Origin of the sequence: Aminobacter niigataensis (assembly GCF_946995915.1) — a bacterium.
GTDB classification, from domain to species: Bacteria; Pseudomonadota; Alphaproteobacteria; order Rhizobiales; family Rhizobiaceae; genus Aminobacter; species Aminobacter niigataensis.
Window position 1 is genome coordinate 3,895,561 of record NZ_OX341517.1, and the last position, 22,393, is coordinate 3,917,953.

Sequence of the window (22,393 nt, forward strand, 5' to 3'; positions counted from 1 at the left end):
GGTCCATCCTCAGGCAGCCACGGTGGCGCCCGCCCTCTTCCCGGCAAATGACCGGTTCCACAACTGCGTCGACAGGATGCCGACGAAGGCGGCATTGTCGCGGAAACCGGTCACCGGCTGATGCCGGCACTTTTCCGTCAGCTTCCGTACCGTCGAAACGTCAAAGAATCCCGAATCCGCGATCGCCTCCGGGCTCATCGCCTCGCGCATCCACTCCTGCTCGCCTGCGCCGACGAAAGACTGCGAATCCGGGGCACGGTAAGGCTGCTTGACCCGCCGGCCGATCGACGCCGGCAGGAGGTCCTTGGTCGCTTCCCGCAGGATGTGCTTTTCGACCAGCCCCTTGAGCTTCATCGAAGGCGGCAGCCGGCTGGCAAACTCCACCAGGCGATGATCGAGGAACGGGAAGCGCCCCTCGATGCCATGCGCCATCGCCATGCGGTCGCCCTGGCTCGACAGGATGTAGCCCGGCAGCAGGTAGCGGCTTTCGAGATATTGCGCCTGGTGCAACGGGTGCCACCGGGAGAACCGCTCCGGCAGGGACGCAGCAAGTTCGGCGGCAGCATCGTATGGAGCAAGCCTGGCGCGCAGGTCGGCCGAGAAGAACAGCTTTGCCGCTGCGGTGTTGCGCATCCGGGGACGATGCGAATAGAGCAGGTCGTCGAGGCTGTCCTTGCCGGCGCCGAAGAACGCCGCGAGATAGGCCGCCGACTGTTTCTGCAGCCCGGGCAGATAGGGATAGAGCTTGCGGAAAAGATGCGGCCTGCCCGTCGAAGCAGGCTGGCGGTCGCAGAACCGCCGCACAAGCGTCTCCTTGAAGATGTCGTAGCCGGCGAAGACCTCGTCGGCCCCTTCGCCCGTCAGCACGACTTTGATGCCCCTGGCGCGGACAAGGCCGGACAGCTGGTAGAGCGGCGCCGGCGCGGTGCGGATGACCGGCCTTTCAGTGGCATCGATCACCTTGGGGAACACCGACGCGATATCGCCCGGTCCGACATTCACCGCGCTATGATGCGAACCGATGGCAAGGGCCATCTCCTCCTGGAATTCGCTTTCGTCATGCTCGGCACTGTCGAACGTCACCGAAAAGGTGCGCAGCCCTCCTGCCGCCATCGGTGCGGCCAGCGCCGAGACGATCGAGGAATCCAGGCCGCCCGAGAGGTAGGAGCCGACCGTCACGTCGGCGCGCATGCGTATGCGCGTCGCATCGGTCAGCAGCGCCCTGAGTTCCTCCGCCGCGCGGACTTCGTCACGCGGTTCGCGGCTCGCTTCGGCGTCGGGGAAATCGAGCCGCCAGTACGGACGCGTGGCAAGCCCGCCCTTGTCGGCGATCATGATGTGCGCGGGCTCGATCTCGTAGACGTTCTTGAACGCCGTACGCGGGGCGATCGGCGCCCAGAGCGTGAATATCTGGTCGAGCGCAATCTCGTCGAGCTCGGCCGCAAAGCCGGGAACCTGCAGCAACGCCTTTACTTCGGAGGCGAAATACAAGGTGCCGCGCACTTCGGTGTAGAAGAGCGGCCGCACGCCCATCCTGTCACGGGCAAAAAACATGCGCTGGCGCGGCCCGTCCCAGATGGCGAAGGCGAAGTCGCCGTTCATCACATCGACGCAATCGGGGCCCATCTCCTCATAGAGATGCAAGATCACCTCGGTGTCGCTTCCGGTACGAAACCGACGCCCTCGCGCCTTCAGTTCGTCGCGCAACTCGACATAGTTGAATATCTCGCCGTTGAAGGCGATGTGGAGATCGCCCGAGGCACTGGCCATCGGCTGCTGCCCGTCGCCAAGTCCGACGACCGACAGGCGCGCGTGGCCAAGCCCGGCCCCGGGTGAAACATACACGCCCTGCTCGTCAGGTCCCCGATGCGCGATGCTGTCGGTCATCCGGCGCAGCAACTTTTCAGCTGCAGCTGGCTCGACATCGCCAAGGTACCCAACAAACCCACACATACACCAAACCCTGATCCGCTAGCGCGACGAACGCACTTGTTATAGCGCAGGTTAATCAATGATAGGAAAGCACACTTCGGTTCCCAAGACACATCACAATGGCGACAGTCTTGGCCTTCCGGGCGCTCGACATCCCAGGAACGAAACCTCACCATGTAAGCAATTGTATGAACAAGTCATGTTGATGGTCATCCTTGCCGGCGAATGCATTGATCAGTTGACGATCTTGGCCGCAGCAGGTTGTGATGGACGCCGCGAAAGACTTGGCGAGGGCAACAATGCATATCGTTAAGGGCGACGGCGACAATGTTCGCCTCCACCGCTTCATGGGGATCGAGCTGGAGCTTGGACCCGGCGTGCTCGTGCCGCGCGAGGAGACCGAGATATTGGGCAATGCCGCGATCGCCATCCTGGGCGGACGCGCGGCAGGCGCGCGCGTGATCGACATGTGTTGCGGCTCGGGCAATTTGGGCCTGGCGGTCGCCACCAAGGTACCAAGCGCCGAGGTCTGGAGCGCCGATCTGACGGACGCAACCGTGGCAGTAGCCCGGCGAAACGTCGAGCGACTCGGGCTGGCCGATCGGGTGACAATTGCACAAGGCGACCTGTTCGGTGCGTTTGACGGGCTGGACCTCGCCGCAACCGTGGATCTCGTCGTCTGCAATCCGCCCTACATTTCGTCTGCCCGACTGGAGGGCGAACGCAGCGAATTGCTCGCGTCCGAGCCGCGCGAAGCCTTCGATGGCGGCCCCTATGGCCTGTCGATCCACCAGCGGCTGATCCGCGATGCGGCAGCATTCCTCAAGCCGGGGGGATGGCTGGCGTTCGAATTCGGCGAAGGCCAGGACCGCCAGGTCGCGGCCCTGGTTGCCAGGGGGCGCGCCTACGCGCCGGTGGAGTTTGCCACCGACGCAGCACGGTTGCCGCGCGTCGCAATCGCCCGGAAGCTCGCCCCAGCGTGAACCGAATTCGAATTTCGAAACGCTTCCTAGATATTTCCACCCTAAGCCATTGCTGTCGCAAAATGACCGAGGCTTCGCCCGATGCCTGAAATTCGTCCATTACAGGCCGACGACCTCCCAGTCGTCGCCGACATGTTCCAGCGCGTGCTGCGCAAGCGACGCACACCGGCGCCTGCGTCGCTGGCCGGCTACCTCCAGCGCCTCTATCTCGATTCCAGCGACGGCAACGCCGGATCGCCGTCGCTTGTCCACGTCGCCGACAACGGCCGCGTATCAGGCTTCGTCGGCGTCACGTCGCTGCCCATGCGCTTTGCCGAAACCAGGCTGAACGCCTCGATCTGCGGGTCGCTGATGGTCGACGAGGACCAGCGCAACGACCTTTCCGGCGCCAGGCTTCTCAAGGCATTCCTTGCCGGACCGCAGGACATTTCCTTCAGCGAGACGGCAAGCGATGTCACCGCCAACATGTGGACGACGCTGCGCGGCACGATCCTGCCGCAATACAGCCTCGACTGGATCAAGGTCATCAAACCCGCGAGCTTCACCGTCGCGGGGGCCAAAACCCGCGTACCGATCGCCCGTTTTGCCGCACCAATTGCCCGTGCCGCGGACGCCGGCCTGCGGCTCCGTCGCAGCGGCGAGTTCTCGCGCTGGTTCGGTGCCCGCGACGCCGCGGCGACACTCGGTCGCTACACGGTCTCCGACATCGACCAGGACGGATTTTCAAGGCTGCTCGGCAAATTCACGTCAAGGTTCGCGGTCCATCCGGAATGGAACGATGCCTTGCTCTCGCGCATCATGGCGGACGCCTCGGCCAAGAAGGACTTCGGTACGGCTATCCGATGCACCGTGTCGACGCGAACCGGTGCCGTCATCGGCGCCTTCATGTATTTTGGGCGCGCCGGCGAGATAGGCCACGTCCTGCAGGTCTTGGCCCTGCCCGGCCAGGCCGGGGCAGTGATCGACTGCCTGATTGCTCATGCGGCAACAGCGGGCCTCGCAGCCGTCAGGGGACGAACCCAGCCTGCATTGCTGGAAGCGATGCTCGGTCGACAAATAATCTTCATCAACGTCAATTCGACCGTGGTGCACGCCCGCGATCCGGAACTCGTCCGGCAGTTCCAGGCCGGCAACGGGTTCTTCAACGGGTTGGTGGGCGAACACTGGAGCCGGATATTCGGCGACAGGTTCGACTGAACCACCGGCCTAGAAAGCGTAGGACAGAATATCTCCGGCCTGGCTGCTCATCGGTCCGTAGCGGCAGGCGCCCCGCATCGATTTCGACACGCAAAACCGGTTGACCGCGCGCGTCGTGGTTCCACTGAGCACGCCGTTTACCGGACCATTGTAGAAACCGGCCTGCTTGAGCTGGTGCTGGGCCAGGTAGATGTAGGCATTGGGATGGGTGGTGCGCATCATGCGGATGAGCGATTGGCGCGACTCCGCCGAGAGCTCATGCATGCGCGCTGCGATCTGCCGGTAGTCCCCCCGCCCTGAAGCGTCAGCGGAGAACAACATTTCCTCGACAAGCCGGTCACCGCGCGACAGCCAAGGCGACAGCCCGGCGAACAGCTGCCGGGCACGTTTCGTATCTGCCTTGATGAAGGTCGTGCGTCCGTAGCGCCGGCCGTCACGATAATAGCTGATCAGGTGGCGCGCAGCCGCGATGTTGCCGCTGGCGGCTGCTCGCTCAAGAATAGCCACCGCAGCCTTGGCGTCGCGTTTCGTGCCCATGCCGTAGAGCATGGCGTCGGCCAGCGGGACGACCGCATCGTTCAGGCCCATCACCTCGGCCTGGCGCAGCGCCGCAACGCCGTCGGCCGGTTTGCCGGCGTTGCGCAGCAGGCTTTCCGACACTGCAGAGCCGAGAATGAGCAGACCGTAGGCGTCGCCAGCCTCGGCCGCCTGGCGGTAATATCCCGCGGCACGCCGACCATTGCTCTGCAGCAGTTTGCCTTCGCGGTAGAGATCGCCGAGCCGTATCAGGCCCTGCGTCCAGCCGAGCGACGCAGCTTCGGCATATGCCCGCATCGCCGCCGAAATATCGGGCGGACCGGCATCGCCTCGGGTCAACAAATCGCCCATGACGACATGCGCCTCGCCCTCGCCGCTTTCCGTTGCCTTCCTTACCATGGCGCGACCTGCCGCTACGTCCTGCGTGGTGCCCTGCCCTCGCGCCGTCATGGCGCCAGCCCGAACCGCGCCGACAACGTTGCCGCGCGCCGCAGCCTGGCGGTAATAATCGAGCGCCTTCGGCAGATCGACCGCCTCAGTCATGCCATCGCTGTAGAAGTCACCGAGCCGCACCAGTGCGTCCGCGTCGTCGAGATCGGCCGCGCGCTTGTAGGCTGCAACGGCGCCTTCGCCGTCGACATCGCCCGATTGCGGCTCCCGCAGCAGATCGCCCAGGCTTATCAGCGCCACCGGATTGCCTGCATCGGCGATCCGCCGAACGATGCTGCGCCCGCCCTCGACGTCGCGCGCCGTACCAAGTCCGTGCGCCGTCAGTTCGCCCACCCGCAGGGCGGCGTGGATGTTGCCGGCGTCGGCCGCCTGCTTGTAGTAGCCGAGTGCTGCGGGGAAGTCGGTTGCCGGCAGTCCCGGTGTCAGAACGCTATAGATGTCGCCAAGCAATGACAGTGCCTCGGCATCGCCGGTACCGGCGATGGCCTTTATCGAGGACAATCCTCCCTCGACATCCCGTCTCGTGCCCAGCCCGCGGAACGTCAGCTCGGCGACACGCAGCTTGCCGAGTTGCTGTCCGGCCCTCGCCGCCTTGTCGTAAAATTCAAACGCCTTGGCAAAGTCCGGTTTGCCGGCGCGGCCACTGCCATAGAGGTCGCCGAGCCGCAGCGACGCATCGAGATGGCCAAGGGCAACCGCCTTGGTGTAGGCCGTCTCCGCCTCCTGGATGTCGAGCGGGCCGACATTGCTGTCGCTCATGATGTCGCCCAGCGAAACGAGCGCGTGCAAATTGCCGCGATCGGCAAGCGAACGCACCAGCGCGCGGCCGGCCGTGCTGTCCTTTTCAGGGCCCTGGCCGCGCGCCAGCATTTCGCCGCTGCGCAGAATGCCTGTTTCGTTCCCAGCCGCCGCGGCGCGGCGGAAATAGCCGTAGGCGCGCGTCAGATCGACTGAGAGTCCGTGGATGCCGGGACGGCTGTAAAGATCACCCAGTAAGGCAAGGGCAGCGCCATCGCCGGCGGAAGCGACCTCTTCGATGGCGGCAAGGCCTGCCTCGACATCGCTTTCAGTGCCTTCGCCAAGCACACGCATTTCCCCGACGCGAAGCCTGGCGGGGGTGCTGCCGGCCTCGGCAGCCTGACGATAGTAGTCGAATGCCTTTGATAGATCGCGATTGGTGTTTGCTGAATCACTGAAGAGATCGCCAAGGCGCAACAGCGCGTCGGCATTGACGATGCGGCCGGGCGTCGCGGCATCGCCCGAGCCTGCAGATCCGCCCGTCTCCGGTGCGATTTGTGCCGACGATGCCGCACCCGCCAGGAGGATCGCGACAACAGCCGATAACGCGACATGACTTATACGCGACAAAGCCAACTCCCCAGCCACAACACCCGTGCTGTTCAGTAACGGACGCTTTCACCCGGCGCCGTTGCCGTCGGGTCTTCTGCGTCGACCGCCTTCAGATAGTACTCCGCCGCCTTTTTGCCGTCCGCCGGCACGCCCCTGCCGTCGCGATAGAGGTCGCCGAGCCGGAGCAAGGCATCCGCCCGCCCCTGCCGCGCGGCACTCTCGTAGGCCGCCACCGCGGCCGGACCATCGATGGACCCAATGGCCCCCGAAAGATGAAGGTCGCCGAGAACGACATAGGCGTAGGGGTCACCGGCGGCGCCGACCTGCCTGACAAGGTCGAGACCCGCCGCGATGTCCTGGGATGTACCTTCGCCGCGCGCGGTCATCTCGCCCTGCCGCAGTCGGCCGGTCTCATCTCCGGCCAGCCCGGCCCTGCGGTAGAACTCGAATGCCTTGCCCGGATCGACAGGGATAGGTCCGCCCACCCGATAGATGTCGCCGATGCGCACCAGCGCATCGGGTCGACCGAGAACTGCCGCCTTCTCATAGGCACGCACGGCCTCCGGCGCATCGAACGCGCCTGTCGACCCGTCCGCCATCAGTGTTCCCAACGACATCAGCGCTTCGCTGCTGCCGGCATCTGCCGCCGTCCGCACCAGCGCCAGGCCATCGGCAACATTCTTGGCTGTGCCCTGGCCGCGTACCATCATCTCGCCGGCGCGCACGCTGCCGATCACGTTGCCGGCATCAGCCGACTTGCTGAAATAGCCGTATGCCCGGGCCGGGTCGGCCTGCAGAAGCCCCCCTATGCCACGCTGGTAAAGCGCCCCGAGCAGGTTCAGCGCTTCGGGGTCTCCGTCGTCTGCGAGCGCATTCATCTGAGCCAGCCCCGCGTCGACGTCGCGGTTCGTGCCGCGCCCGAGCAGGGTCATCTCACCGACCCGTAGCTTGCCGACGATATTTCCAGCCTGAGAAGCCCTGACGTAGTAGGAGAACGCCCTGGGCAGCTCCGCCGCCACCGAGCCGTTGCGGCTGTAGAGATCGCCAAGCCTGACCAGTGCATCGGAATGGCCGAGCGAAGCCGCCTTGTCGTAGGAGGCTACAGCTGCAGGGAGGTCGACAGGAGCCACGGTCGGGTCGCTGAGCAGATCGCCAAGCGCGATGAGCGCGAAGGTATCGCCGTGATCGGCAAGGCCGGCCAGCATTGCGCGCCCCGCCTGATAGGACTGGCCAGTGCCCCGTCCACGGGCCAGCATCTCGCCGGTCCGCAGGATCCCGGTCTCGTCGCCGCTGTCGGCGGCGCGGCGGAAATAGCCGAACGCCTTGGCAAAATCGATCGAGATGACACCGCCGTCGGTTCGGCTGTAGAGCGAACCCAGAAGCACGAGCCCGGCAGGATTGCCGGTGCGGGCCACCACTTCCTCGATCATCGCGATCCCGGCATTGACGTCCTTGGCGACGCCCTGGCCAATGGCCGTCATTTCGCCAATCCGAAGCTTGGCGGCATCGTAGCCAAGCGCAACGGCCTTTCGGTAGAAGTCGAACGCCTTGGCCGGATCCATGGCCACCATGCCCGGGCCGCCCGGTCTATATAGATCGCCCAGCAGCACCAGCGCCTCGGCGTTGCCGCTGTCGGCGAGCGCGGCGATGATGGCCAATCCCTTGCCGGTATCGCGGGCCACGCCCTGCCCGCGCGCCAGCATCTCGCCAACCCGTAGCTTGGCATCGTCGCTGCCGGCCTTGGCAGCCTGATCATAGAAGAGGTAGGCCCGTTTCGGGTCGGCGGCCACCACCCTGCCCTCACGGTAGAGATCGCCAAGCCGCATCAGCGCCTCGGCGCTGCCCATCGCCGCAGCCTGCAGGTAGAGTTCGGTCGCTGCGAAGGGATCGGCCGGAGCATCCTCGGAGGTTTCCATCAGGTCGGATGGTGAAATGATCGCGTAGATGGCGTCGGGCCGGCCCGGGTTGGCCAGGCCGCGATAGTAAGCGAGCGCCGCCTCGGCACCCCCGACCGTCGTCTTGCCATCACGATAGAGGTCGCCGAGCGCCATGTAGGAGGAAGCAACGGCCTTGATGAAGCCATCGGTCGGCGTTGACTGCTGGCTTCGCAGGACCGGCGGCGCGGCTGCGGGCGACGACTGAGCCTGCGCGTCGGGGCTGGCTTCAGCCGCGATTCCCGACATCATGACGCTGGCAAGACATAACCAGCCGATACGCATGGGCCCAAGCTCCCGACAGCGCGATGGCTGCATTCAAGCAAATGCAGCAACGCTAATATGAAACAATCATTGCACTTTCCCGGCAAGAACAATTTCGACCTGCAGTGTCAGCCGCGCCTGTCCGCGCAGGCTGGCTTTCCAAGGTACGGCACCAAAGGCGGCACGGTCCTACTTGACCCATTCGCCCATCCTTATGCCTGCATCATCCGGAACGAAGACACTGGCGTCTGCTGTCGCCCTCACCAACCGGAACCGCGCCGAGGCCCGCAATGCTGTTTCGATGGCGTCAAGCGAGCCTTTCGGCATGACCCCGAGGTCGTCGATGTAGGCCTTCTGGCTTCGGGTGATGATGACGAAAGCCGTGCCCGGCGGCCGGCCGCGCAGCCAACCCGACAGCTCCGCCGCGGGGTCGGCGAGTACCGCGGCGATGGACTGCTTGCTCTCGGTCGAGATCGGCACATAGGTGAAATTCTCGTAATTCATGAACTGCTGGGGGTAGTTGGGCGCGCCCTCGACCAGGATAGAACCGGCCGGCGCATTGGCATAAAGCCATTGCGATGCCTCAACCTCGGCCTGGGTGAAGCTGTACTGCCTGTCCTTGCCGTTGTTGGCGAGGACGAAGGCCACCGACAGAACTGCGCCCAGCGTTCCCAGGGCATAGCGCGCGATCGCATCACGCTGCGTACCCGACCAAGGGAAAAACAAGGCCGCAGCGAAAAATGCGAGGAACGGCAGGGCAAACAGGTAGACGCGGAAGGCGATCTCGCCGCCGTAAGACGTCGCGACCAAGAGGAAAGCAGGGGCAAGCGTCAGCACGACCGCCGGCCCGTCGCGGAAGCCCGCCACGAGCCGCCGCAAGCCGCCCAGCATCGCGGCCAGCGCGATGATGCCCGTCAGCGCGCGCGACGCCCATGACACCATCACCTGTCCAGGGCTTACGATGGAGGTGTCGACCAGACGTTCGCCAATCTCGGTCGATGTATCGCCGAAGCGCTGGACCAGTTCCGGCAAGACCGTCGCCATGTAGCCGTCGGCGTAGAACAGCAGCCAGGCGGCCTCGACCAGAACGGCAAGAACCAGATAGCCCAAACTGAGCTGTCCCAGGAACCACAGGCCGCCTAGCGCCACCATGACCACCATGGGCGTCAGAGGGTGGGTCGCCACGATGGCGGCAATCAGCACCATGGCCAGCACCGAGGCCAGCACGCGCACATGCGGCGTGACCCCAAGCGTCATCAAGGGCTGGCCGCGCGAAACCAGGGCGAAATAGCGACCGGCGAGCCCGCCGAGACCACGACCTTCGGGATCGCCCCAGCTATGCTCGATGCGAAGCGGACCGACACACAGCGCGATGAGCATCAAGTAGAAAAGGAAGGCGACGCCCTGCGGCGAGTAATAGTCCTGGCCGATCCAGTTTCCGACAGCGAAGAGCCAGACAGCACCCCAGACAAGCCTGGGGTCGGCCGTGAAGCGGCGATAGATGAGCGGCAGCACGAGGATGTAGAGGAGATTGAGCACCGGCGGCGAAAACCGCGCTATGTTGGCGAGCTGGATCGGCTTGATGTCGAACAGGTTGGCGATTGCGGCGCTGACGACGAACAGCCCAGGCCAGTTGCTGTAGGCTGCCAGGAAGGGGGCCGTCGGATCGATCTGGCCATGCCGCTGCACGTAGTCGACGACCCCGACATGCTTCCAGGCCCAGGCATAACGCAAGGTATCGTAGACGATCGCGGGCGTGCCATGGAGAAGCAAGACCAGCATGGCGATGTGCAGCAGCGGAATGCGGGTCTCGCATACGCCACGCCTCAGGCTGAGCGCGAAACCGACGCCAACCGCAGCGTATGCCGCCCAGATCGTGGGGGGCAAAACTGAAAACAGGCCGTAGTCGTCCACACCTGCTGGGTCGGTGAGATACAGGCTGACCACCCATAGCGCGAACACCAGCCCGAGGCAGCCGAGGGATAGAACGGCCGAGCGGCCCAAAGTCCGGTCGTCCCTTGCGGCAAGCGGCTGGCCGATTGCCGGCCTGGCAAGCGCGAGACGAGACTCGGTGACGATCACATTCATATCGAGCCTCCATTGGAGGATACGATACGCAGCACGCGATCGACATTGGAAGCCATCCAGAGCCGGCCGATGCCCTCCGGATCGGGGTGCCGCATCCGCTCGCTGACCTGGTGGAGCCACACCAGAGAGACCATTGCGCGAGTCGCACCGGCGTCGTCGCTCCAATGGTGGTCGTCGCCAGTGCCGGCGGCAAGCCAGGTCCGTTCATCAGCATGCCATTCCGGGACCCACAGGAGATCTGAGACGACAGCGCCGAGAGGCTCTGTCGAAGCGGTCATGCGCATGGCGATTGCCAGCCCACACGCATCGAAGCCGTCCGGAGCATTGGATCGGGCATTGCCCCACTCCAGGATGCTCGCGAGGGAGACGATATCGCCGCCAGCCCTGGCAAAGCGGAGGTTGCGCAATTGCAGGTCGCCGTGGCACCAGCCGAGACGCTCGTCTCGGCCCAACCAGTACCTGCGTTGCTCCGCCACGAACATGTCGAGCGCCTGCTTTCGCCTGGCGGACGACATCATCGAGCCCGGCAGATGCAGCAACTGTGCTGTGGGGCGCTCAACCCATTCCCGGAACCAGACCTCGTCAATGCTGCGTTGCGACGCCGTCCGACCATGCAGGAGCGCTGCGGCGCGGCCAGCAGCCACCAGCCCGGATTGCAGTTGTGCCGGATTTCGCAGCAAGGCGCGCCCATCCTCGCCTTCAACCACTGTCTCAATGCAGTCGACACCGCCCTCTGTCCGCCTGACCACCAGCCGGGAGGGCAGCACCGTCGAGAGCCCTTCAAACCGCGGATCAGCCTGCAGAAGGTCGAGATTGTCGATCATCCGCTCGAGATAGGCAGCGGCAACGGGATCGTGTCCGCTGCGAAGAATGGCCTTGGTCTCTGTCTCGTGCACGACCGCCCCATCGGCCGCATGATCGCCGAGGCAGATGACGCTCGTCCCTTCAGGTCCTGGCTCTGCAGCGAGAGCCCGCCAGCCCGACGCATCTGGCCTGGCGGTCAAGGCCAGTATTGGACGAAGGTCCGCTTCGACGGGAAGCGCCGGTCCGGGGCGTTGCCCGAAGGGCAGGAATTGCGACGACAGCCTCTTCAGCGATGCCGCCACGGCCATACCCCAGTCGTGCACGCTGTGGCGGCGATTGGTGACAAGGGCGAGCACGCCAACCCCGCATGTGACCGCCAGCATAGCCAGCAGCCACGCATGGGCCATACCGATCGGCCCCTGAAGAGGGACGAGGACGGCACCGGCGCCGAGCGCCAGCACCATCAACGAAACCTCGACGGCAGCCACCGACCGCATCCACCCCTTGGTGCGGGCGATCGAGAGGTAGATCGACAGTGCGGCGGAGATGACGCTGGTGATCGTAAGGACGCGCAGAATGGACGCACCTTCGGCGGCATAGGCAGCGCCGAACACCGACATGACCGGGTGCGCGAATACCAGCATTAATACCACGAGGCCGAGTAGCGGCAGCACCGACATGACGGCGGCATCCGCGGCGAGCGAGCGCAGCCGGCCGCTGTCGCTGGCCCCTTCGGCGAGCAGCGAAAGCCCCATCGAACTGCCAACGTAATAGAGGGACGTGAAGATCGTCCACGCGACGAAGAAGCTGGCGCTCTCGGCAGCACCGACAAAGTTGAGCACGATCAGGGGTGTCGCAGTCCAGGCCGCCATCATCGACACCGAGCCGATATAGTCCCAGCCGAAGAAGCGGGCCATGGCGCGGCGGTCGAGCAGGTGCAGATCCCCTGGTTCGGCCTTTGGCAAAAGACGTCTGAAGATCAGCAGATTGACGGCCAGGACAAAGACCACGACCGGTACCGTCCAGGACAGCGCTATCGCCTCCCAACCCAGGCCGACGAGCGCGAGCGGCACCAGCATCGCGATCTTGACGACCTGATAGATCGTCTTGGAGACGGGAACCCATATCGACTGCCGCAGGCCCGACAGCGCGCTGTCCTGCAGTGCAAAGACCGACCATATGGCGACCGTCACCACGAACCATGCAATGACGCCGGCGCTGTCTGTCAGCACTCCAAGCTTCGGCATGAAGGCGCCGACGACCAAAAGGAAGCCTGTCGCCACGATCACCGAGGCAACCACCGATGTCGCATAGGCAAACAGGATCAGCCATCCGGCACGCCCCCCTATCGTCGGAACGAAGCGGACGAGCAGGTTGCCGAAATTGAGCTGCGCGGCATTGGAGAGGTTGACGATGGTCGCCGTGATCGCACCACCGAGACCAATCGCCTCCTGCGAGCAATAGCGGGCCGCCAGAAACCAGAATGCCAAGCCCAGCACGGCGCTCAACCCGCTGTTGGCGATGAGCGCGTAGCCGTTGCGCAGCAGCGACGACGCCATCAATCCCGACGGCACAAGCGATTTCCAGCCCCGCCCGCGCCTGCCGCTGACCGGCATCTGTGCCGGTCCGGGGTGCCGCAGGCTGGGCGGGTGGGCGGTCATTCGCCCACCCGCCGCCAGACACGGACATAGTCGATCAGGAAATCGGCCGGGAACTCCGTCCCGGCATCGGGCGAGCCTGGCCAATTCCCGCCCACCGCCAGGTTGATGAGCAGGTACATCGGCTCCTGGGAAATGCCCTCCGGATTGGTGTAGCGCCACATCTCCTTGCCATCGAGGTACCAGATGACGGCGTCCTTCCGCCACTCCAGGCCATAGACGTGCCAGTTGTCGGCAAGGTCGACCGTCCTGGCATTCTTGCCGGCGCTCTTCCAGTTCTTCTGCTTATCGAGGTAGTGCAGGTGCATCTCATAAGTGCTGGTCGCGTGGCCGAGCACTTCGAGAATGTCGATCTCAGGACGCGGTTCCTGCGTCGACGGCAGCAGCCAGATGGCCGGCCACAGGCCCTTGCCGCGCGGTACCTTGGCCCGGATTTCGAAGTAGCCGTATTTCGTGGCAAAACGGTCGGGCCGCGCCCGCTCGAGATAATCTCGTCCCGTTGTCACCATGCCGGAAGTGTAGTTGAAGGTTCGGCCCTCATGGCCGGCGACCTTCTCAGGCCGTGCCGTCAGGCGCAGGTGGCCGTCGGCAACACTGACGTTGTCGGGCATGTACCACTGCAGTTCCTTGTTGGCGAGGTTGGTGCAGCCGCCCTTGTCCCACCAGTAGCAGCGGGTCCATTTGCTGCGGTCGAGCCTTGGCCGGTTGAACTCCTCGGTGAAGATTCGTTCCCATTGCCCCTTGATGAGCGGCGGCTCGAGCTCTTGAGCGAAAGCACCCGCCTGCGTGAACCACCCGACGCACGCCAGCCCTACCAGCGCCGCACCCCAAGATCCCATACCCATGCAACAACCCAATAGGTCCGATTACATTGGCCCGCCGTAGAACATACCAGACTGCGGTTACCTGCGTGGTTCCGCAAGATGGATCGCGCGCATTTGCCAACGGTGACAGGCAGTTCGACGCTTACGATCTGTTAACTAGGACCGACCGGGGTACGGTTCGTCAAGCAATTTCGCCTCCCGCGGTAAATGACACCGGCGTTCCGGCGCACATGCCAAGGTCACCGAAACCGAAAACGATCACGTCATTTTGAGCAGCCGAACTATCTCTGTGCTCTTACAATAGATCGAATGATTTACTTACACGCTGAATTTACAGACTATAATCCATATCGCGGCGATCAAATAATAAGTTACTGATAGAAAATCTCTATCAACTCAGATTGTCGACGCTTCTTGATAAACACGAAACTGTGAAAGTAACTTTCACCCGCGCGATAGTGCAATTTTGCAGAACCTGTGACATTGGCCGGCAAAACGGGAGGGGTTCACGGACCCGATTGATTTCACGATGACCGAGAACCCGCTCGCCGCGGCAGTCGCGCAATCGCGCGGGTTCGTCGTGCAAAGCCCTGCGCCGCGCGAAGTCTGGCGGCGCCTGATGCTGCTTGATCATGAAGCCCTTCCCTATCAATCGCCGGCCTGGCTCGACAGTCTTTGCGCACTCGGCAAGCACAAGGATGCGAGCCGCGCCTATCGCTTCGACGGCGGCCACCAATACATCCTGCCGATGGTCAGTCGCAGGGGATTGCCGGAACGGCTGTCGGTGGCAGAGTCGATGCCCTATGCCTGGGGCCGCGGCGGGGTCATCTCTTCGGCTCCCCCCCGGGTAGAGCACCTGCGCGCCATTTTCGAAGATCTGGCCGGCCTGCCCTATCTCAGGATTGCAGTGCGGCCCAACCCGCGCCACGCCCATCTGTGGTCGGCCGCGGCGCCCCCGTCTGTCACCGTCGTACCGGGCCTTGCCCACGTACTCGACCTGAGTGGCGGATTCGAGGAGGTATGGTCGAGGCGCTTCAAGAAGACGACACGTACACGCGTCCGCAAAGCCGAACGCACCAGCATCGTCGTCGAACGCGATACCACCGGAAGACTGGTGCCGGTGTTCCATCAGTTGCTTCGCTCATCCTTCAACCGATGGGCCGACAAGCAGCACGAGCCACGGCTGCTCGCAAACCTGCGCGGAGGCCGACGCGACCCGATGATCAAGTTCAGTTCGATTGCCAGGCACTTCGGCGAGGCATGCCACGTCTGGATCGCGTGGGTGGAGGGTAAGCCGGCAGCTGCCGCATTCGTGCTTCAATACGGTAACGTCAACGACGCCCGCGGCGCCATAGACCGCCAGGCGCTCGGCACGTCCGGCGCCAACGACCTGATCCAGAAACTGTCGATCGAGGAAGCCTGTCGCAGCGGATGCCGGTATTATCATTTCGGCGAGACCGGCGCTTCCACCTCTCTTGCACACTACAAGCAACGATTTGGCGCCACTCCCCACCCGCATGCGGAGTATTTCCTGGAGAAGCTGCCGATCACGGCTGCGGACGGTCACCTGCGAAGGGCAGCGAAATGGATGATCGGCTTCAAGGATACCTGAAGAAACGCATCATCCCGGCACCGCCAGCAACACCAGTCGCTGCGCGCCGAAAAAGAAGGCCGCTGCGAGCAGCACCATGGCCGCAGCCTCGAGCCACCAGGGCCAATGCGTGCGACCGGGCCGCAAGCTCGCGACCGATATCTGGCGAAAGGCCAGCACCGCGATGGCGGATGCCACGGCAAGGACACCGTTGGGATAGCCGCCAGCAGCGTCGCCAACTCGCAACTGTTCCTCGCCGATCTCGGCCTTGAGCTGCACTTGGCCGTTGCCATCAACGCCGTCGGCGCTCAGTACCCTTGCGGTCCTGATCGAGGGATGAGCGATCAGCGCATCGCGAAAACGATCCAGCACCAGCGGATCATAGGCATCGCCGGGCTTGAATGGCTGCAGGCGGATCAAATCCTGTTCCTTGAGGACAACGAGCCCGCTGTAGGTGACGGTACCGAATGTGGCCACCGCGCCGGGATCGACTGTCATGCGAACCATCGCCAGGTGCCTGCCCGGCATCGACTGCATTTGGCGATCGGCGATGTGGACAAAAGGGTACGAAGCGCTGCGAACGCGCCAAAGTATCTCATCCTCCAGGGTCGCCAGGACCTCGCCACTGACCGGCTCGCCGGTGGCGGTGGCCAACTGCCGTGAAAGGTCGTCGCGGACCGCCTGCGAAAGGCCGCCGACGCCATCGACCTCGATCATACCGACACGGTAGAGCGGGCCGGGGTGCGGCTTGAACATGACCTTTTGCGGCGCGTCACCGTCCGAATAGCCAGAGACGTCGACGCGCGCGTCACGATAGCCTCGGCCACGCATCAGTTTTTCCAGACGGTGGCGCTCGGCCTCGACAAGCGGCTTCCAGGAGCCCTGCTGATCAGTGCCTGCCCTCGACCGCTCCAGTTCCGGCGCGTTCAGGCTCGCCCGCAAGGCCTTGTCTAGATCGGCATTCGAGGTCGACTCAAGCGCGATTGCCGGAAAGTCGGCAGCAAAACCAATTCCGGCCAGCCACGACAGAATTGCCGCGCAAGCCATCAGGACGATGGCCGGCAATGACCTTGCTCTTGGCATGTCTCTCGCTGTCACACCTCATTCATACACCCCACCTTCCTGGAGTGAAAATAGCCCCGACCAGATTCCATGTTGCAGGGAATGGCACCATCCTCGAGCCACACTGCATCCTGCTTCGCAATCGGGCGGCGAAGAGAGCGTCTCCTATCCGCCACACGGACCCCGCTGCGGCAAAAGCAGAGCCCGGCGGGAAGGAACTGTTAACCACTCGCTTCCTATTGCTCGGGGGTACGTTTCATCGGCGAGTCTTGAGTATGGCATACACGCGTTATCCTCGAACCAATCCTTCGAACCCAACCTCGCCCGACAGCTCCGAGCAGCCGGGGGACGCCGCCGGTTATTCCGGACGCGTCGTCAATCTCTATGGCAACGAGCAGTCCTACATGAAGCCCAGGGGCAACACCCCGGCCGGCAATGCCTCTCCAAAACTCAGCGGAATGGAAGGCCCCGCCTGGCAAGATTATTTCTTCCTGGCACCTAACGTGCGCTTCACCCGTACGCCCGACTACGAGGCGGCGAAACGTTCGCCACGAGATAGCGAGAGCGATGTCGAAGGCACGACGGAGGACAAAAGCTCGGCGCAGCAGGCGGCAATCGAAGCCGCTGCACCCATGGTCCCCCAGGCATATTCAGCCAGCCAGTCACAGGTGAACAATCGGATCACCGCGCAGCCAACGTCCGGCAACAAGACACAGCCGTCGCCGGCCATGGCGCCCGGTCCGCTGCAGCGTGTCGTGGAAAAAGCGCAGGTTCTGCAATCGGCGGCTCCGGCTGCGGCCGCTACGGGGAGCGCTGCTGCCCAGCAAGCAGTTTCCCGGCATACCGACGCGCCGAACGAGACAGCCAACCGTAAGGAGACCCGCTGGTCGTATCTTTCCGACCATGCCTTCTTCGAGTTCATGGCGCCCTACGTGGTCGAGAGCACGAAGGGCGCCGTGCCTTCGCAGCCTGCCCCGGCTCGCGTGGCGCCGGCCGTGGCGACCCCGGTTGCACCAGCTCCAATTGCCGTCAGGCGCGTAGACGTCCGCCCGGCGCCCTCGGTCGACGTCACCTCGCTGTTCCGCGTCATCGAGCGCCCGTCAAAGGCGCAGACAGCGGCCGCCCCGACTGCCGCAAGCGAGAAGGCCGCCGTAGCAACCGAGGCCCAGGCCAACGAGACTCCAACGGCCAAGCCGGTGCCGCAGGAACCAGCCATCGCACCACTCGTCGCAGCAAACGATGCGGTTCCGGCGCCGGCGGCCAAAAGCGTGGAAATCACCATGCCGGTTCCAGTGGCGCGACCGGCCTCGCCCCTGCCTCCAATCACTGCCCTCATTCATTCCGGCGCCGGCGAGGCTTACGAGCTTCCCTCCGAGGAGCTGTTGCAGCAGCCGCCAGAGGGCCAGGGCTTCTACATGTCGCAGGAGCGGCTGGAGCAGAATGCCGACCTTCTGGAAAGCGTCCTCGAGGATTTCGGCGTGCGCGGCGAGATCATCCATGTCCGCCCGGGGCCGGTCGTCACCCTCTACGAATTCGAGCCGGCGCCGGGCGTCAAATCCTCCCGCGTCATCGGCCTCGCCGACGACATCGCCCGCTCCATGTCGGCGATCTCGGCGCGCGTCGCCGTCGTGCCCGGCCGCAACGTCATCGGCATCGAGCTGCCCAACGAGACGCGCGAGACCGTCTATTTCCGCGAGTTGATCGAGTCCGGCGATTTCCGCAACACGAGCTGCAAGCTGGCGCTCTGCCTGGGCAAGACGATAGGCGGCGAGCCTGTGATCGCCGAACTCGCCAAGATGCCCCACCTGCTCGTCGCCGGCACCACCGGCTCGGGCAAGTCGGTCGCCATCAACACCATGATCCTGTCGCTGCTCTACCGGCTGAAGCCGGAGGAATGCCGCCTTATCATGGTCGACCCCAAGATGCTGGAGCTATCGGTCTATGACGGTATCCCGCACCTCCTGACCCCCGTCGTCACCGACCCCAAGAAAGCGGTCACCGCATTGAAATGGGCGGTGCGCGAGATGGAGGACCGCTATCGCAAGATGGCGCGGCTCGGCGTGCGCAACATCGACGGCTACAACCAGCGCGCGGCGATCGCCCGCGACAAGGGCGAAACTGTCGTGATGCAGGTGCAGACCGGCTTCGAGAAGGGCTCCGGCGCTCCGTTGTTCGAGGAGCAGGAGATCGACCTCGCTCCGATGCCCTACATCGTCGTTATAGTCGACGAGATGGCCGACCTGATGATGGTCGCCGGCAAGGAGATCGAGGGCGCCATCCAGCGCCTCGCCCAGATGGCGCGCGCCGCCGGCATCCACCTGATCATGGCGACCCAGCGTCCGTCAGTCGACGTCATCACCGGCACCATCAAGGCCAACTTCCCGACGCGCATCTCCTTCCAGGTGACGTCGAAGATCGACAGCCGCACCATCCTTGGCGAACAGGGCGCCGAACAGCTGCTCGGCCAGGGCGACATGCTGCATATGGCCGGCGGCGGCCGCATTGCCCGTGTCCACGGCCCGTTCGTCTCCGACGCCGAGGTCGAGCAGGTCGTAGCCCATCTCAAGTCGCAGGGACGCCCAGAATATCTAGAGACCGTCACCGCCGACGAGGAAGACGAGGTGCCGGAGGCCGACGACAGCCCCGTCTTCGACAAGGGATCGGTCGCTGCCGAAGACGGCGACAATATCTACGACGAGGCGGTCAAGGTGGTGCTGCGCGACAAGAAGTGCTCGACCTCCTACATCCAGCGCCGGCTCGGCATCGGCTACAACCGCGCCGCCTCGCTGGTCGAGCGCATGGAAAAGGAAGGCATCGTCGGCGCGCCCAACCATGTCGGCAAGCGCGAGATCATGCTCGGCAGGCGTGAGCCTGTGAACAGCCCTGACGAGATGGATTGACAGCCGTCGCGAGGCGTGGAGCTTCAGGGCAACATGCCCAAGGCGGTCCCCGCCTTGGGCATTTCCTTTTCGAGTGGCCAGACGGGCAGCGCGTAGCCTGATCTATCCTGCGCCGACCCGGTTCTTCAGGATCGCCGAAAAGCGCGGATCGAACGCCCGGCTGATCGGTTCGGAAGCGGCCCCGAGCGCGATCGACCACGGATCGGTGATACCTAGCTGCAGGCGCGGCAAGGTTCGGTCTGGCCGGGCGGCGATCGACTGCAGCAGTGGATGCATTGCCTGCAGGATGAGGCGGGCCAGCGCCTCCGGCGCGCCACTGGTCAGGATGACCGTCTGCGGATCGAAAACCGTTTCGATGAGTTGCACGCTCCAGCGCAGGTCCTGGGCGGCGGCATCCACCCAGCCCAGCAGCTCCGGGTCCCCGGCCATGGCGAGGGTATCGACATGTTCGTAAATGCCGGCATCGGAGGGGTCGAGATCCAGATGCTGATAAAGCGAGGCGAGCGACGCCCGGTGTTCAAGGACCGTGCCGTCGGTGCCACGCGGCGACAGCAGTGCCATGCCGATCTCGCCGGCATTACCATTGCCGCCGCGGTAGAGTTCGCCATTGAGGATGAGGCCGGCGCCGATGCCATAGCCGACATAGAGGCAGACGGCGTGGTCGACGCCATGTGCCGCCCCCACTAGGCGCTCGGCCGTGGCGCAGGCGGCGGCGTCGTTCTGCAGGCCGACTTCCAGCCCCGTGCCGGCGGCAAGCGTCTCGAGTAGCGGAAATTTCTGCCAGGCCGGCATCATCCATTTGTTGTCGCCGAACTCTGCCAGCCCGAACGGGCCCGGCATGGCGACGCCGAGGCCGACAAGGCGCTTTTCCGACTGTGCCGAGATGCGCGAAAGCTCCGTCCGGATGCCTTCGATCAGGCCGAGAATGACCCTGACACCGCCCGCGGGATCGTCGGGTGGCAGGTTCGCCTCTGAACGGACGAGGACGGTGCCGACGAGGTCGACCGCAACCGCGCGGGTCAGGTGGCGGTCGATCTGGAGGCCGATGGCGAAGGCGCCTTCCGGCACCAGCCTGTAAGGCGTCGACGGCTGCCCCCTGCCCTTTCTCACTGCCTCCAGAGGCACCACGAAACCATCGCGCTCAAGCTCGTCGATGATGTTGGACACGGCCTGCTTGGTGAGTTGCGTCGCCCGGGCCAGGTCGGCACGCGACAGAGCTCCATTGAGCCGCAAAGCGTCGATCATGACGCGGCGGTTGTGCGCGCTCGCGCCTTCCTGATTGGTGCCGCTGGTGGCTCGGATCGGCCTGATATCGTTCACCACTGTTTCCCCTCTTGACTCCAATAGATAATTGCAGAAGTAATAAGTCAAGTCAGTTGACTTAATAAGGAACCGTGAGAGTTCCGGGGAACGAAGACGGCTGGAGCCGTCGTGCTTTTCGACTGTGACACCGCCTGGGAAAGAACGCCGAGACCTTCGTGCGACGCCTTTCCGAAGCGAGATGGCGGCGCGTGGCGCCGGCATCACAGGATTTGCCAACGTCAGATAATGGAGGATGCAATGTTGAAATCGTTTAGCAGGGCGCTGCTGGGTGCCACTCTCATTGGCGCAGCTTTCGTGCCCCAGGCTTTCGCCGAAACGTCGATCAATGCGCTGTTCATGGCGCAGGCCGCCTACAGCGAGGCGGACGTGCGGGCCATGACCGAGGCCTTCACCAAGGCCAATCCCGAAATCAAGGTCAATCTCGAATTCGTGCCCTACGAAGGCCTGCACGACAAGACCGTGCTCGCCCAAGGTTCGGGCGGCGGCTACGACGTGGTGCTGTTCGACGTCATCTGGCCGGCCGAATATGCTAGCAACAACGTGCTGGTCGACGTCTCCTCGCGCATCACCGACGACATGAAGAAGGGCGTCCTGCCCGGCGCCTGGACCACCGTCAACTATGACGGCAAGTCCTACGGCATGCCCTGGATTCTCGACACCAAGTATTTGTTCTACAACAAGGAAATCCTTGAGAAGGCCGGCATCAAGAACCCGCCCAAGACCTGGGACGAACTGGCCGATCAGGCCAAGATCATCAAGGACAAGGGCCTTCTGGCAACACCGATCTCGTGGAGCTGGTCGCAGGCCGAAGCCGCGATCTGCGACTACACCACGCTGGTCAGTGCCTATGGCGGCGAGTTCCTCAAGGACGGCAAGCCGGCGTTCCAGAGCGGCGGCGGGCTCGACGCCCTGAACTACATGGTGACCAGCTACACCTCCGGCTTGACCAACCCGAACTCCAAGGAATTCCTCGAAGAGGACGTGCGCAAGGTCTTCCAGAACGGCGAAGCGGCCTTCGCACTCAACTGGACCTACATGTACAACATGGCCAACGACCCCAAGGACAGCAAGGTCGCGGGCAAGGTCGGTGTCGTTCCCGCCCCCGGCGTCGCCGGCAAGAGCGAGGTTTCGGCCGTCAACGGTTCGATGGGGCTCGGCATCACCTCTGCCAGCAAGAACCCCGACGAGGCATGGAAGTTCATTACCTTCATGACCTCGCAGGCGACGCAGAACCAGTATGCCAAGCTGAGCCTACCGATCTGGGCTTCGTCCTACGAGGATCCGGCCGTCACCAAGGGACAGGAAGAGCTGATCGCCGCAGCCAAGATCGGCCTGGCCGCGATGTATCCGCGCCCGACGACGCCGAAATACCAGGAATTGTCGACGGCGCTGCAGCAGGCAATCCAGGAATCCCTGCTCGGCCAGGCCAAGCCGGAAGACGCCTTGAAGGGTGCCGCCGAAAACAGCGGCCTCTAGGTTTTACTGCCCCAACTCTC

13 protein-coding genes are annotated in these 22,393 nt (G+C 64.0%); 5 read left to right on the forward strand and 8 right to left on the reverse strand.

Going from position 1 to position 22,393, the window contains the following annotated elements:
• Positions 1 to 9: 9 nt before the first annotated feature.
• A complete protein-coding gene (gene asnB, locus O1Y97_RS19075; protein ID WP_318762018.1) occupies positions 10 to 1,953 on the reverse strand; it encodes an asparagine synthase (glutamine-hydrolyzing) in 1,944 nt (647 codons plus the stop codon).
• A 278-nt stretch (positions 1,954 to 2,231) separates the two neighbouring features.
• On the opposite strand from asnB, the gene O1Y97_RS19080 reads away from it, so the two are divergent.
• Both O1Y97_RS19080 and O1Y97_RS19085 read left to right on the forward strand, forming a co-directional pair.
• Entirely contained in the window at positions 2,232 to 2,915 is a 684-nt protein-coding gene (locus O1Y97_RS19080) for a N5-glutamine methyltransferase family protein (protein ID WP_318762019.1), read from the forward strand.
• Positions 2,916 to 2,996: 81 nt separating this feature from the next.
• The gene (locus O1Y97_RS19085; RefSeq protein ID WP_318762020.1) at positions 2,997 to 4,112 is read left to right on the forward strand and encodes a hypothetical protein; all 1,116 of its coding nucleotides are present in this window, start codon (positions 2,997 to 2,999) and stop codon (positions 4,110 to 4,112) included.
• A 9-nt stretch (positions 4,113 to 4,121) separates the two neighbouring features.
• Here O1Y97_RS19085 and O1Y97_RS19090 read toward each other — a convergent pair whose 3' ends face one another.
• From O1Y97_RS19090 to O1Y97_RS19110, 5 genes are all read right to left on the reverse strand, one after another.
• A complete protein-coding gene (locus tag O1Y97_RS19090) occupies positions 4,122 to 6,467 on the reverse strand; it encodes an SEL1-like repeat protein (protein ID WP_318762021.1) in 2,346 nt (781 codons plus the stop codon).
• A 32-nt stretch (positions 6,468 to 6,499) separates the two neighbouring features.
• Complete coding sequence (locus tag O1Y97_RS19095; protein WP_318762022.1) at positions 6,500 to 8,668, reverse strand: tetratricopeptide repeat protein; 2,169 nt, start codon at positions 8,666 to 8,668, stop codon at positions 6,500 to 6,502.
• Positions 8,669 to 8,836: 168 nt separating this feature from the next.
• A complete protein-coding gene (locus tag O1Y97_RS19100) occupies positions 8,837 to 10,735 on the reverse strand; it encodes a hypothetical protein (RefSeq protein WP_318762023.1) in 1,899 nt (632 codons plus the stop codon).
• Positions 10,732 to 13,200 (reverse strand): phosphotransferase, encoded by a 2,469-nt coding sequence (locus tag O1Y97_RS19105; protein ID WP_318762024.1) that lies wholly within the window; start codon positions 13,198 to 13,200, stop codon positions 10,732 to 10,734. The genes O1Y97_RS19100 and O1Y97_RS19105 overlap by 4 nt, the downstream gene beginning before the upstream one ends.
• Complete coding sequence (locus O1Y97_RS19110; RefSeq protein WP_318762025.1) at positions 13,197 to 14,042, reverse strand: glycoside hydrolase family 16 protein; 846 nt, start codon at positions 14,040 to 14,042, stop codon at positions 13,197 to 13,199. The genes O1Y97_RS19105 and O1Y97_RS19110 overlap by 4 nt, the downstream gene beginning before the upstream one ends.
• Positions 14,043 to 14,550: 508 nt before the next feature.
• Between O1Y97_RS19110 and O1Y97_RS19115 the strand changes: the two genes are divergently transcribed.
• Positions 14,551 to 15,633, forward strand: a complete 1,083-nt coding sequence (locus O1Y97_RS19115) for a GNAT family N-acetyltransferase (protein WP_318762026.1) — start codon at positions 14,551 to 14,553, stop codon at positions 15,631 to 15,633.
• 9 nt (positions 15,634 to 15,642) lie between these two features.
• On the opposite strand, the gene O1Y97_RS19120 is transcribed toward O1Y97_RS19115, so the two are convergent.
• On the reverse strand, positions 15,643 to 16,677 hold the full coding sequence (locus tag O1Y97_RS19120) for a BamA/TamA family outer membrane protein (RefSeq protein ID WP_318762027.1): 1,035 nt from the start codon (positions 16,675 to 16,677) through the stop codon (positions 15,643 to 15,645).
• 272 nt (positions 16,678 to 16,949) lie between these two features.
• On the opposite strand from O1Y97_RS19120, the gene O1Y97_RS19125 reads away from it, so the two are divergent.
• The gene (locus O1Y97_RS19125) at positions 16,950 to 19,574 is read left to right on the forward strand and encodes a DNA translocase FtsK (protein WP_318762028.1); all 2,625 of its coding nucleotides are present in this window, start codon (positions 16,950 to 16,952) and stop codon (positions 19,572 to 19,574) included.
• A 102-nt stretch (positions 19,575 to 19,676) separates the two neighbouring features.
• On the opposite strand, the gene O1Y97_RS19130 is transcribed toward O1Y97_RS19125, so the two are convergent.
• Positions 19,677 to 20,894 carry an ROK family transcriptional regulator gene (locus tag O1Y97_RS19130; protein WP_318762029.1) on the reverse strand — a complete coding sequence of 406 codons (1,218 nt, stop codon included), beginning with the start codon at positions 20,892 to 20,894 and terminating at the stop codon, positions 19,677 to 19,679.
• 240 nt (positions 20,895 to 21,134) lie between these two features.
• Here O1Y97_RS19130 and O1Y97_RS19135 point away from each other — a divergent pair, with 240 nt between their 5' ends.
• Complete coding sequence (locus O1Y97_RS19135) at positions 21,135 to 22,373, forward strand: extracellular solute-binding protein (protein ID WP_318762030.1); 1,239 nt, start codon at positions 21,135 to 21,137, stop codon at positions 22,371 to 22,373.
• Positions 22,374 to 22,393: the final 20 nt, after the last annotated feature.